A 12,335-nucleotide genomic window follows, 5' to 3' on the forward strand; every position below is an offset into this window, starting at 1 on the left:
ATAAGAGAGTGAGTGAAATGAATGAAAAAATGTTATTTAGTAATTGCATCATTAGTGTTGACAACAACTCTTTTGGGTGCTTGTGGCAACAAGGGAAATACTGCTGGAAAAGAAGAAACTATTGCCGTTGAAAAAACCGGAATGCCAATCGTTAAAGAAAAAATCAACATGACGATGATGGCGCCTGGTGGAGAAGCAGAATGGGATGAGTTAGCTTCGGCTAAAGCGTTAGCGGAATTAACTGGAATCAATTTTGATTATATTACTCCGCCAAGTACAGATTTTGAAGCAAAATTGAATTTGGCTTTTGCTTCTGGTGAGTTACCAGATGTTATTTTTGGTGCAGGAAGTGGTCTTTCAAATGCCAAACAATCAGATTATGGATCACAAGGAATTTTAATTGCCTTGGAGGATTTGATTGATGACTATGCGCCAAATTTAAAGAAAATCCTTGATGAGAACCCAGAGTTCAAAAAATCAATTACTGCACCAGATGGTCATATCTATTCTTTACCACGATTATATCCAGAAGATACCTCTAGCCCTCTTTATATCTCACCTTTATGGTATAACGGCGAGTGGCTAGAAAAATTAGGGGTAACCGAATTGCCAAAAAACACGGATGAGTTATATAAATTGTTGAAGCGATTCAAAGAAGAAGACCCCAACGGTAATGGCAAACAAGATGAGATTCCGTTATCAGACGGCAACAAGTTGGCAATTATTCGTACGTGGTTGCTACCTGCTTTTGGTATGAAATCTCTAGGAATCGAAGAAGTTAACGGAAAAGTGCGTTATGCTGCTGCATCGGCTAACTATAAGGAATATTTAACGTATATGAATAAACTTTATTCTGAAGGATTGCTGGACCCAGAAGTCTTCTCGCAGTCAGAAGAAAAGTATCAAGGAAACACACAAACAGATAAAGTCGGTTTATTTGGCGCGTATGCTTCATACATGGCTACTGGTAAAATGCCTGAGGATTCTTTATCAGATCCAATGTTTTCACCAGTTACTTCAAGTATTCAAAATACACCTTTAGCACCGGGTCATCCTCGTGTAACAACTGGAACTTTTGCGATTACCAATAAATGTAAAAGTCCAGAGGCAGCAATGCGATGGGCGGACTATCTTTACACAGAAGAAGGGCAAGATTTAATGACAAAAGGTCCAGAAGGGGCATTTTGGAAATATGAAACAAACGATTCTGGAGAAAAAGTTCGGGTATATACAGGTGAAAATAAACAAAAGATGGAAGAAGACCGTGGGAAAATTGCAATGGATTATGGCTTAGTCGTACCGGGTTTAGAAGACGATTATGCCCAAAGTGTTTTAGCTAATGTCAACGATCCTGATCCTAGTGTATGGACGGAATTTCGCATGAAAGAAATCAACGAGAAAATCATGCCCAATACCGAGGTACCTTTCCCAATTGTTTATATGACGAAAGATGAAGCAGATCAAATTGCGATCAACGCGACGGACATTCGGACTTATGTAGAGCAAATGGAAGCTAAATTTATTACAGGTGTGGAAAGTTTGGCTAAATGGGATGAATATGTCAGTACATTAAAATCAATGGGATTAAATGATTTTGTCAGCACTTATCAAAAAGCATATGATCGTTGGGCTAAAACCGAATAATCATCTTTAACATCAAAGTGGACGTTTGGGATGTTCCTAGCGTCCAGCTTTGTTTGAACAAAACATCAAGAGTTTGGAGAAACCAAAATGAGATTATTAGCAACTAGCATAGCGATGATGGTCAAACAAATGGTTTCATGATAAAGATCAAAGAGAACGAGTATCACACTGACTAAATAATTTTGCCAAATCATGGTAAATATAAATGAGAAAAAGAATGAACCAACATAAACGATGATCATTGGGTTCACTGACTGAAGGGAATCAGTGGATAAAACGATAGAAAAGGAAGGAAATTTTAAATGGATACATTTCCACAAAACTTTCTGTGGGGAGCAGCGGCTTCTGCCCCTCAGACAGAAGGAGCTGCTTTGGTTGATGGCAAGAGCCCATCAACTTGGGATAAGTGGTTTGAAATAGAACCAGAATTGTTTTATAACGGAACAGGACCAGAAAATACCTCTAATACGTATTATCAATACAAAGAAGATGTTGCCTGTATGAAGGCAATGAATTTAAATTCCTATCGGACCTCGATTGCTTGGACGCGTCTTTTACCGGATGGCAAGACATTAAATCCGCAAGCTGTTGATTTTTACCGAGCCTATTTTCAGGAAATGCTGGATAATGGCATTGAGCCGATCATCAATTTGTTCCATTTTGATATGCCTTGGTGGCTGATGGAAAAAGGTGGCTGGGAAGTTCGTGAGTCAGCGGATCATTTTGCATTTTACGCAAAGACTGCGTTTGAAGTTTTTGGTGATTTAGTAAAAAAATGGGCGACGTTCAATGAGCCTCTTGTACACATCGAATGTGGGTATATGGGAGATGCACATTGGCCCAAGGTGCATGATTTTAAACGAGCTATACAAGTTGCCTATCACACACTACTAGCGCATGCGAAAGCTGTAAAGGAGTACCGGTGCTCTTCTTTTAATGACGGACAAATTTCTATCATTCTCAATTTAGCACCCGTTTACTCTAAAAGCGAAGAAGTTGAAGACGTGGCTGCTGCAAAGTGGGCAGACCTGTTTTATATTCGCAGCTTTCTGGACTGTGCGGTACGAGGTACTTTCCCAGAAGAGCTGGTAGAGGTATTACGAGAAAGTGATTTGCTTCCTAAAACAGAAACAGGTGATAAAGAAATTTTTGCGGAGAATACAGTAGACTTTATTGGTTGTAATTATTACCAGCCATTACGTGTTCAAGCACCTCAAGAAAAGAAACGACCAATCACAGGACTAAGAGATTTATTCCGAGGTTATGATTGGCCGGAGAAACGAATTAACCCACATCGTGGCTGGGAGATTTATCCGCGGGGAATCTATGATATTGCGATGCGGTTAAAAAACAGTTATAGCAATATCCCTTGGTATATTTCAGAAAACGGGATGGGTGTGTCGCAAGAAGAACGGTTCAACAATAAAGAGAATATGATTGACGACAACTACCGAATTGATTTTTTATTTGAACATTTGACGCAACTGCAGCAGGCAATTTCAGAAGGTTCTCCTTGCTTTGGGTATCATATGTGGACATTTGCTGACTGTTGGAGTTGGTTGAATGCCTATAAAAATAGATATGGTTTTTATCGTGTCGATCTGGACAATGGCTATAAACGGTTACCGAAACAATCAAGTTTATGGATGGCACAGGTAATCGCTGAAAACCGCTTAGTTGAACCGTTTGCTCAAAACTCAAGTAGTCATTAAAGGCTAGTAAAGAAAAAAAACGATAAATGATTTACTTTTCCTAACTTTTTCTTTCAGTACAAAGAGTTCTGCAATGAAATGAGTAATGGCATGGCCAACTTTTTAAATGACTGTTCCATGGTACTTCGCGCTATCAAAAATTTTGTTTACGATTGTTTGTTATAAAAGTAAGATGGATCGGAATTTCTTCCATCCTAGAAATTATAGCGTCAGTATTGCTTCTTTCGGTTTTTTTGCTATTATTAAGTAGGAGAAACCATAAAGGAGCGAGACAAATGTCAAAAATTTTAGTTTTTGGTCACCAAAATCCAGATACAGATGCAATTGGAGCGGCAATCGCCTTTTCACACTTGCAAAATCAACTAGGAAAAGAAACTGAAGCTGTAGCTTTAGGTACACCTAACGAAGAAACACAATATGCATTAGATTACTTTAAGTTATCTGCCCCACGTGTCGTTCAATCAGCAAAAGAAGAAACAACACAAGTGATGCTAGTGGACCATAATGAATTTCAACAAAGTATTTCTGATATTGCAGAAGTAGAAATTTTAGCGGTCGTTGATCATCATCGGATTGCAAATTTTGAAACAGCCAATCCACTTTATTACCGAGCTGAACCAGTAGGTTGTACAAGTACAATCATTTTGAAGTTATATAAAGAAAACCAAGTAGAACTTCCTAAAGAAATTGCTGGCATTATGCTTTCTGCAATTTTATCTGATACATTGCTATTCAAATCACCAACATGCACATCAGAAGATGAGGCAGCTGCAAAAGAACTTGCAACAATTGCAGGCGTTGATTTGACAAGCTATGGGTTAGAAATGTTAAAGGCCGGTACAAATCTTAGCGATAAATCAGCTGCAACTTTACTTGACCTTGATGCCAAAAGCTTCCCAATGGGAGAAGCTAATGTTCGTATTGCACAAGTGAATACAGTCGATTTAAGCGAAGTAATGGCTCGTCAAACGGAACTGGAAGAAGCGATGACTGAAGAAATGGCTAAAAATGGATATGACCTCTTTGTCCTAGTGGTAACGAATATCCTAGATAGCGATTCGGAATTATTAGTTGCTGGTCAGGGATTAGATAAAGTCGAAGAAGCTTTCCAAGTTAAATTAACGAACAATCGTGCCTTATTAAAAGGAGTTGTTTCTCGTAAGAAACAAGTCGTTCCTCAGCTAACAGCAGTTTTTAACTAAGCTAGCTAAGGGGTTGCTAACACCTTTTATTCGATTTATTAAAGAGCCTGACAGCTATTTGTTCCAGGCTCACAATGCCAGCCTAGCTTGTTCGATCAAAATGAGGTTGGAACAGAAGTGATCCAGCTTTAAAAAATAAGCCGAAGAATCCGAAAATAGTTGCTCGTATTTTTGGGATTCTTCGGCCTATTTCCGATTGAGCTAGGGAAAACGAGAAGGGGAAAAAATGAACTATTTTTATTCACAAAATCACCAGCAGTTGCTTAGCAAACTAGTAAACAATGCTGTTTTTCCAACTTTGATTGAGTATTTGCATCATCATCAAGAAGAAGACATTATTTTGAGAGAGTTGAAAAAAAATTTTGATCATCCAAAATTTGAAGCTTTTCTTGATCAGCTGATTGATGAAAATCTAATCAAGCGGGAAAATCGTCGTTATAAGTTGAATTTTCCAATATTTGAGGAAGAAACTTATCAAAAAGAAATTGAAGAAGCTGCAGCCCAGATTTTACAAGCTATTAGTCATTTGTCGCAAACGGAAAAACAGTTGGTTATGGGAAATGAATGTTGGCAAGAATGTTTCGTGTCTAATTCAACCTATTTTTATGCAACCGTAGAAGATCTTATTCCTGTGACGAGACAGGTTGCCGGCAATGAGAATTATCGATTTGTTTCTTTAAATTATCATAACAAGTTATCTTATTCTCTTGCCAATTATTTTTATTTACAAAAGAAACAATTACCTGTGCCATCAGAATTTTTAAAAATTGTAGAACTGATCGGTGACGTCAACGAAACTTATTATTTTGATCAAGTTGAAGTAATCATTGAGCGTATCCAAGCTCAAAAATATAAGAATCGTCGTTCCAGTATCTTCTTTGATTCACTGATCTTGTCGAATACTGTTAAAGTTGTGAAAACTGATGATCAGCTCAACTATCAATTAGCATTGCCGTTGGTTAAAACGGCAAACAGCAGAAGACAACTACCCAAAATCGCTGCTGGAAGAACCGTGGAAGAGCATGCTTATATTGCTAGAAAAGTCTATGATCGTCTTATCAAGGAACTAAATTTAGCAGATTTTTCTTATATAGAAAAAATCAACTGAAAAATTTTTAGACTCAACTGTTAATAATCCTCAGACATCAAAGTTATCAGAAATGACTAGCTTTGATGTTTTTTATGTAAAGTTCAATCATTTATGTCTATTGTAAAGGATTCTTTATTAGCAATATCATCCGAAAAATAAAAAAACAGTTCAAGGCACTTAGACTTACTTGTCCTGAACTGTTTTTCTTATTTGCCACATCATCATTCCTAAACACGAAATGAAGAGTAATTCAAGAAAATTACTAGTGATTTGAATATTTGCTGGATCAAAAGTTGGCGCTAACGCTAATACAAGAAAAGAAAAGACACTATAGACAAAGCAGAATAGTGGGATTAGTTGCATTAAAAGTGGCAAGCGTAACTTTTTGAATATTAGTGAAAAAATAAAGTAAGTAAAGATGGATAAAATGATAACCAGTCCATTCAGTATAAAAAAGAACAATGAATTTTGGTTAAAGGAATAGAATAAAACGGTCAGCAATGCGAGCAACCTAGATGCAACAAAAATTGTAGCAGCTTCATCCATCTTTTTGGGAATTTGTTTTTTCACATATGTTCGAAAAGCCAATGAAAAAATAAAACCACACAAAGATGAAAGAATTAGCAAGAAGAGGCTCTCATCTACCTGACTTAAACCGGGGTGATCTAACAATAACCAGCCAAAGGCATTACATGGTATATCGGAAGATCTGAAATAGGAATAGCATAAGAACAAAAAAAGTGTCAATAGGGCGAAAAGCGTCCCTATGTGCAAAAATGTACTTGTCTGTCGTTTCGTTTTCATATATTCTCCTGATAAAAATAGTGTTAATCAGATATATGATAACAAAATGATGAGTATATGTCGATGCTTTTTAATGGAAATAAAAAATAAAGGCTTTTTTTATATGGTAAATTTCATTTTAACTTCAATTACAAGTTTTCAAACTAATTTAATTAAAGGTTTTACTAATGATGTGCCTCACTTAAATGTTTTTATTCACAAAGAAATTTAGTGACAACATTGATTATTACTTATGAGTTAATAATAGATCAGTTTGATGTAGATTTTCCCAAAAGTATATTTATTCTCTATTTTAAAAAGGAGAAGTTTGAACATGAAATGCCTGAAAAAAGAATTAAGTTTTTTCAGAACTAGACAGTCAAAATGAGGAGCATGACAAAAAATCAAGAGGTACTCATAGGTTGTTAGGTCATTTTGATTGTGAACGATTATTTGAAAAAAAGAAAAAATTAAAATTTAAGCCTTTTTTGTTCTAAATGATGATAAAACGATTATAATAGAATTATAAAGAGAGTTGGTGATACGAATGAAAATAATAAACCGAGCCATAGGAGTCACTCATGTTCTCAGTGTTGCCTCTTGTGGGTATTTAGATTTATATTCACTTCAGCAGCCCATCGTAGCCAATAATAATATCTTTCAGATATCATTGACCGATAGCTTGCTTTTAAGTATTTTTTTATTTTCCGTGATTTTTATCGGAAATATTTTTGGCAGCTTTGCTAGTTTTTTTAATTTCACAATTTATCCACTGCTTACCTTAGGATTAGGACTAGCTGGTCTTTTAGCATTATTGCTCTTTTCAAGAACGATGAGCTTATTTTTGATTTTGTTTGGTACGATTTGTTTATTTCAAATTGTGGTTAGTGGATGGGAAATATTTCGTTCGACTATTTTGATGAAGATCGGAGACTAAAGAAGTGAATCCAATTATATTAAAACGTAAAGTAAATAATATTCCATTATTAGAAGTTGTCCTAACCGAATTAAGAGCTGAAAAAATTCCGATAATTATTTATTATCATGGTTGGCAAACGAGTAAAGAATTAGTTTTGACACAAGGAAGAAAGTTTGCTAAACAAGGATTTCGTGTCTTACTACCAGATGCAATGAACCATGGTGAAAGAAAGCAAGTAGTTTCTGCTATTCCTTCCTTTACCTTTTGGAATAGTATTTATGGAAACTTATTTGAATTTGAGACTTTATTGAAGCACTTAGAAAAACGAGATGTTCTTCATGAAAAAGTAGCTGTAGGTGGCGTTTCAATGGGGGGGATGACGACTTGTTCGTTGTTAACAAAACATCCGCATTTGGTTGGTGGTATTTGTCTGATGGGTTCCCCTGCGCCTGAACAGTATGCTAAAGAAATTTACAAAAGAGCTCATCAGTACCAATACATACTGCCGAACGATTATTTTGATTTAATTTCTTGGGTCGAAAAATATGATTTATCTTTGCAGCCAGAAAAACTAGCTGGGCGACCTTTATATTTTTGGCACGGTGAAAAAGACGAGAAAATTCCCTTTCAACAAACCAATGATTTTGTGAAAAATAATCAAAAAGAGTGTTATGGTCAAGGAATTGTTTTTGATTATTCGCAAACCGAAAAGCATATGGTAAAAGTCCCATTGATGGATACAGCAACCAAATTTTTGGTGCAAATGATGAATGGATCCAAAGAATAGAAAAGACAGGTGTATTTTGATTTTTTATAACAAATTAAATAGATAGAGAAGTAAACAATGCTATGAAATAAGCAAAGTTGAGGTTGAGAAATAAGCGTTTAGCATCAAGAAATACGAAAGAATATCCAAAAATTGACAAGAAACACAAACACTGGTTTTTGCTATTGATGGATACTTACTAGGTGTTTCTCAAATTTTTAGTCAATTTCGGCAAATTTTTTGATGTTGTTGCTTCTTAAACATCGTTTATTCGTTTTAGAGATACTAGAAGAGGAGGCTATTTTTGGCTTAGTCTCATTCTTTGCTATTTTTCTAGTTCATATCTGAAACTAGAAAATAGATGGAGATAACGTACATTTTTCTAATAAAATGGAGTAACTGGCTTTCGATTCTAGTGAACTTTTATTAAAAAGATGCTGGCGTGCAGATGATTTTTACGATATTTCTACATTTTATCGCTTTCAAGTTTGCTATAATGATAGAAAACAGAAAAAAGTTTTCTATTGTGAAAGGAGCAACCTATGCCAACATTAGCTGATGTTGCTAAAAAAGCAAATGTATCCAAAATGACGGTGTCTCGTGTCATCAATCACCCGGAACAAGTAACGGATGAGTTAAAAGAATTAGTTTTTTCTGCGATGGCAGAATTAGATTATCGCCCCAATATTGCAGCAAAAGCACTCGTTTCTAATCGGTCACAAATCATCAAACTTTTCATCCTTGAAGAGATTGATACAACAGAACCGTATTATATGAATTTATTGATGGGAATCGCAAAATGTATTGGAAAAGCGCACTATTCTTTGCAGTTGGTAACCAATGATGCATTTGACGTAGGGTCTTGCGACGGCTACATCATTACAGGGGTGAGAGAAAAAGATTTTGACTGGATCGACCGATTGGAAAAACCAGTCGTCCTTTTTGGTGAAAATCGTTTTGGCTATGATTATGTAGATAGCGATAATCATTATGGCACAGCAAAGGCTTCACAATATGCTATGGAATGCGGTTACGAGACCATTATTTATATTGGGATTGACGAGGATGAGCCATTTGAGTTATCAAGAGAAGCAGGCTACCTTTCAGTTATGGAAACAGCCAACATGAAGCCGCAAATATTACGTTTCCCAAATCATTCGACAATGGCAGAGAAATATCTTGCCGATCATTGGTCAACTATTAAACCAAAGACTTGTTTTATTTGCAGCTCTGACCGATTAGCTTTAGGGATTGTAAGAGGTATTGCTAAAGAAAAGGGGAAAATTCCTGAAGATTTTGGAGTCATTGGCTTTGATGGCGTATTTTTAGACCAAATCAGTTCACCCAAATTAACTACGGTAAAACAAGATATCGTACGAATGGGTGAAGTTTGTGGTGAAATGTTGTTAAAAAAAATTACCGAAAAAGGAGAAAGTCAAGGATACCGTCGATTTTTCCCTGAATTGGTCATTCGAGAAACGACCAGATGACCGTCGAAAGAGGTTAAATTTAGTTATGGTTACTATGGAAAATGAAAAAATTATGCTATGATTGAGAAAAGTTCCATTTATGAGAAGGATGGTTTAAAATGAATGAAATTAGACGGAAACATTTTCGTTTTCCTGCCTATGATGACGAAATTGGCGTCAAACTAGCAAAAAACCAAAGGCGTGTTTTATTTGATGGACAGGATGATCTATTAACCGAAAACAATAATCAACCAATGTTTGAGCAAATGCAAGAATTTCACTTTGCTCAAGGCGATGCTAGAGAACAACGCAAACGTCGAAATTTGAGCAATTCAAAAAAATCAACAATTCCAAAAGAAAATTTAGTCAGACACAAAGAACAGCTTCCTGATTATCATACGCATCAAGCAAGTAATCGCCCATTGACTAATCAGCGGACGAGAAAAGCGGCTGATTCAATGAATAGTCAGAAGAGTCAAGAGCAGCACACAAGTACCAAAGCCTATACATCGAACCAACAAAAAAATGGTCGTGGGCGTTCTTACTTTGTACCTAAGTATGTGCCAGCATCAATTATTCCTGATCCAAAAGTATCTAGTATTTCTGACGCAGAACTAGTTGATTCAATGAAAAAAATGAAAGATTCATATTTGTTATTTGATAATGAACCGGTACCTTACCAAACAAAAAAAGCCGGCTCTCCTTCTGTACAACCTTTTAACAAAGCTGAGAAAGAACCACTCAGTGCGACATCAAAAAGAAAAGATAAAAATCATGGTGTTTTAGAAAGATCATTAAAAGGATTGATAGAAGAACAAGGGAATTCTTTGGGAGAAAATAGCTATTTTAAATAATGGAAAGCCTGGATAACTCCTTTCGTGGATTGATCCAGGTCTTTTTGTATAAAGAAAGAAGGAAAGGTTTCTATGAAAAAACAAATGAAGCAAATAGGGTTTTATGAGGGATTACCATTGACTGACAAAAATAGTTTTTTAGAAAAGTTGGCAGAAACTCCGGTTCCTAAAAACAGGGAGTTATTGGTGGAGATTTCAGCGGTTTCAGTGAATCCAGTGGATGTAAAATTTAGAATGCAGACGCCAAAACAATAGTCTTTTACTGTTTTGGGATTTGATGCGGTAGGGAGAATAGTTGCAAAAGGTCCCCAATCTGAAAATTTTGAGATAGGAGACCGTATTTATTATGCTGGTTCAGCAAAACAACCAGGTAGTAACCAAGAATATCAGTTGGTAGATGAACGAATTGTGGCAAAAGCACCAGAAAATCTCACGGACGAAGCTAGTGCAGCATTACCGTTAACTGCGATCACCGCCTATGAACTCTTATTTGAGAAATTTCAATTGATTCCTAAAGAATCAGCGAATAAAGGTAAAAAAATATTGGTCATCAACGGTGCTGGAGGTGTCGGTTCGATTCTCACACAATTAGCAAAATGGAGTGGGTTAGAGGTGGTTGCGACAGCCAGCCCCAAAAACTTTCAATGGTTAAAAGAAAATGGGGTCGATCATCCAATTGATTACCATCAAGAGTTAAAGCCTCAACTAGAAAAGGTTGGGATAAGCACCGTCGATGTCGTAGCAGTTTTACATGATATCCGTCCCTATCTAACTGAGCTGGCAGAAATGATTCAACCTATGGGGAAAATTGGGATGATCGTAGGACTTGATGGACCAATCGATATTGCAAGTTTTAAAAATTTATCTGTTTCATTTGAATGGGAGTATATGTTTACTAAAACGGATTATGGTCAACTAATCGAGACACAAGGGGAAATATTAAAACATTTGACAGCATTAGTAGAAGAAGAAAAAATCCATACTACTTTAGGAAAAGTATACAGAGAAGGCATCAGTAAAGAGACTTTAAAGCAGGCAACGAAAGAAGTAGAGACTGGAAAAGTACATGGTAAAGTAGTGATTACTGGAGGTTTTGCTAGTAACGAAATAGCGACTGAAAAGTAGAAATATACTTTTCAGTCGCTAACCAATCATTTAAGAATGTTATTCAAATTGTTCTGCAGAATCAAGAGTATCAAAAGGTTCTTTTGAACGATTTGCAGAAAAAGGATTGAGAGAACCTTTTACTTCGAGATATTTCACTTTGTTTAACGTATAAGATAAGATGGAGCAACTGAGTAAGGTATAAACAAAATGTGTTACATCCAGATATAATAAAGAAACAACCAAGATACCAAATGTAATCAAGAATAGACTTTTACCGATCTTGATATGGAAATATTTTTCGAAGGCTTGGTAAATAATGTCTGTTCCGCCAGTGCTTCCACCAAAGCGAAAGACCAGACCACAACCGATACCAGATAATACACCAGTCATCAGACTATTGAGTAAAAGATTGTGGACAGCAAAATGGACGTTTAGTCCTTCCCACAAATGTAAAAAGAACACTAAGGCAAAGGTTCCGACAATCGTTCGCAGAAAAGCCTGCTTACCAAAAATGAATAATGAAACCAATAGCAATGGTAAATTGATAATAAGTGATGTAATGGAAGGAGCAAAACCGAATAAATTATTAAGTAAAAGGGCAATTCCTGTTACACCACCATCTGCTAATTTAGCAGGAATATTGATCCCGGTCACAGCTAAACCATAAAGTGCAGCGCCAAAACTGATACCAACCAGATCAATTAATAGATTTATTTTTTTCATTCTCAAACCTCTTTTCTTTTGAAAATTTTCAGCAACTTCTTTATTATACTTATTAGTTAAGAATCT

General features: G+C 36.0%; 11 protein-coding genes and 1 pseudogene. 9 read left to right on the forward strand and 3 right to left on the reverse strand.

The features are described 5' to 3' along the window. Positions 1-21 precede the first annotated feature (21 nt). Positions 22-1,644, forward strand: a complete 1,623-nt coding sequence (locus tag IGJ11_RS05135) for an extracellular solute-binding protein (protein ID WP_010719441.1) — start codon at positions 22-24, stop codon at positions 1,642-1,644. A gap of 65 nt (positions 1,645-1,709) precedes the next feature. On the opposite strand, the gene IGJ11_RS05140 is transcribed toward IGJ11_RS05135, so the two are convergent. Beyond that, entirely contained in the window at positions 1,710-1,886 is a 177-nt protein-coding gene (locus IGJ11_RS05140; protein WP_161338556.1) for a hypothetical protein, read from the reverse strand. 60 nt (positions 1,887-1,946) lie between these two features. On the opposite strand from IGJ11_RS05140, the gene IGJ11_RS05145 reads away from it, so the two are divergent. The 3 genes from IGJ11_RS05145 (at position 1,947) to IGJ11_RS05155 (ending at position 5,666) form a co-directional block, all read left to right on the forward strand. Continuing rightward, positions 1,947-3,356 (forward strand): glycoside hydrolase family 1 protein, encoded by a 1,410-nt coding sequence (locus IGJ11_RS05145; protein ID WP_207432416.1) that lies wholly within the window; start codon positions 1,947-1,949, stop codon positions 3,354-3,356. Between the two features lie 275 nt (positions 3,357-3,631). Then, positions 3,632-4,558: a manganese-dependent inorganic pyrophosphatase gene (locus IGJ11_RS05150; protein WP_207432414.1), complete on the forward strand. Its 927-nt coding sequence runs from the start codon at positions 3,632-3,634 to the stop codon at positions 4,556-4,558. A gap of 226 nt (positions 4,559-4,784) precedes the next feature. Continuing rightward, complete coding sequence (locus IGJ11_RS05155) at positions 4,785-5,666, forward strand: DUF1803 domain-containing protein (protein WP_207432412.1); 882 nt, start codon at positions 4,785-4,787, stop codon at positions 5,664-5,666. Between the two features lie 165 nt (positions 5,667-5,831). On the opposite strand, the gene IGJ11_RS05160 is transcribed toward IGJ11_RS05155, so the two are convergent. Then, complete coding sequence (locus tag IGJ11_RS05160; protein WP_240143728.1) at positions 5,832-6,218, reverse strand: hypothetical protein; 387 nt, start codon at positions 6,216-6,218, stop codon at positions 5,832-5,834. 760 nt (positions 6,219-6,978) lie between these two features. On the opposite strand from IGJ11_RS05160, the gene IGJ11_RS05165 reads away from it, so the two are divergent. From IGJ11_RS05165 to IGJ11_RS05185, 5 genes and pseudogenes are all read left to right on the forward strand, one after another. Beyond that, positions 6,979-7,368: a hypothetical protein gene (locus tag IGJ11_RS05165; RefSeq protein ID WP_010719436.1), complete on the forward strand. Its 390-nt coding sequence runs from the start codon at positions 6,979-6,981 to the stop codon at positions 7,366-7,368. A 4-nt stretch (positions 7,369-7,372) separates the two neighbouring features. Beyond that, complete coding sequence (locus tag IGJ11_RS05170; protein WP_251849618.1) at positions 7,373-8,137, forward strand: alpha/beta fold hydrolase; 765 nt, start codon at positions 7,373-7,375, stop codon at positions 8,135-8,137. A 521-nt stretch (positions 8,138-8,658) separates the two neighbouring features. After that, complete coding sequence (locus IGJ11_RS05175) at positions 8,659-9,606, forward strand: LacI family DNA-binding transcriptional regulator (protein WP_034700335.1); 948 nt, start codon at positions 8,659-8,661, stop codon at positions 9,604-9,606. 98 nt (positions 9,607-9,704) lie between these two features. Next, positions 9,705-10,439, forward strand: a complete 735-nt coding sequence (locus IGJ11_RS05180; protein WP_010737399.1) for a hypothetical protein — start codon at positions 9,705-9,707, stop codon at positions 10,437-10,439. Between the two features lie 72 nt (positions 10,440-10,511). Beyond that, positions 10,512-11,564: pseudogene (locus tag IGJ11_RS05185) on the forward strand (zinc-binding alcohol dehydrogenase family protein). A gap of 39 nt (positions 11,565-11,603) precedes the next feature. Here the strand turns inward: IGJ11_RS05185 and IGJ11_RS05190 are convergent. Then, positions 11,604-12,269: a YitT family protein gene (locus tag IGJ11_RS05190; RefSeq protein ID WP_010719430.1), complete on the reverse strand. Its 666-nt coding sequence runs from the start codon at positions 12,267-12,269 to the stop codon at positions 11,604-11,606. Positions 12,270-12,335: the final 66 nt, after the last annotated feature.

The organism is Enterococcus sp. DIV0691, assembly GCF_051711145.1.
Taxonomy (GTDB): domain Bacteria; phylum Bacillota; class Bacilli; order Lactobacillales; family Enterococcaceae; genus Enterococcus_B; species Enterococcus_B hirae.

Excerpts from the sequence above, each read along its gene's own strand:
- IGJ11_RS05190 (WP_010719430.1), bottom strand. The coding sequence starts at position 12,269 with ATGAAAAAAATAAATCTATTAATTGATCTGGTTGGTATCAGTTTTGGC.
- IGJ11_RS05165 (WP_010719436.1), top strand. The coding sequence starts at position 6,979 with ATGAAAATAATAAACCGAGCCATAGGAGTCACTCATGTTCTCAGTGTT.
- IGJ11_RS05145 (WP_207432416.1), top strand. The coding sequence starts at position 1,947 with ATGGATACATTTCCACAAAACTTTCTGTGGGGAGCAGCGGCTTCTGCC.
- IGJ11_RS05135 (WP_010719441.1), top strand. The coding sequence starts at position 22 with ATGAAAAAATGTTATTTAGTAATTGCATCATTAGTGTTGACAACAACT.
- IGJ11_RS05180 (WP_010737399.1), top strand. The coding sequence starts at position 9,705 with ATGAATGAAATTAGACGGAAACATTTTCGTTTTCCTGCCTATGATGAC.
- IGJ11_RS05150 (WP_207432414.1), top strand. The coding sequence starts at position 3,632 with ATGTCAAAAATTTTAGTTTTTGGTCACCAAAATCCAGATACAGATGCA.
- IGJ11_RS05155 (WP_207432412.1), top strand. The coding sequence starts at position 4,785 with ATGAACTATTTTTATTCACAAAATCACCAGCAGTTGCTTAGCAAACTA.
- IGJ11_RS05175 (WP_034700335.1), top strand. The coding sequence starts at position 8,659 with ATGCCAACATTAGCTGATGTTGCTAAAAAAGCAAATGTATCCAAAATG.
- IGJ11_RS05140 (WP_161338556.1), bottom strand. The coding sequence starts at position 1,886 with ATGATCATCGTTTATGTTGGTTCATTCTTTTTCTCATTTATATTTACC.